Annotated in this window: 1 protein-coding gene; it reads left to right on the top strand. The window is 46.2% G+C overall.

Annotated features, from left to right (window positions below):
- Positions 1-459: hypothetical protein (locus tag A1OO_RS22630; protein ID WP_017004550.1), on the top strand; the 459-nt coding region annotated here is incomplete at both ends.

Below are 459 nucleotides of genomic sequence, written 5' to 3'. Positions count from 1 at the left end.
AATCAGGAAGAAGAATCAACGTCATCGTTTTCCATGGAACTAAGAGCGCAACCGTCGGTAGACGATCAACTTGGGCTTATCTACCAACATTTTGACCATACCCTCGACAGAACCGATTCGTTGACAGGCACTGATGACAATCAAGACGGTATTCGTGACGACATTGAAGCCTTTTTAAACATGCTGGAAGTGGAAGAGCCGGTGAGAAATGCCCTCAAACAAAATGCACGTCATGTTCAAGATAACCTTCACTATGATTTCACCGAAGATACGCCAGAGAATGAAGATCTCGCGTTTGAAATCAGTAAGAACTACGTCAAAGTCATTGCTTGCGAGGGCTTTCTAGGCATGCCTGTGCGTGACATGACCAATACGTCAAAGACGCTCGTCGCACTCACCTACAACACCAAAGCACGCACCATGGCATTTCTGGCCTACAACAGGCTGTTAGATGGAAAC

Origin of the sequence: Enterovibrio norvegicus FF-33 (assembly GCF_000286835.2) — a bacterium.
GTDB classification, from domain to species: Bacteria; Pseudomonadota; Gammaproteobacteria; order Enterobacterales; family Vibrionaceae; genus Enterovibrio; species Enterovibrio norvegicus_A.
The sequence above is the reverse complement of the archived record's forward strand: the minus strand, read 5'-3'. Positions and strand labels throughout refer to the sequence as shown.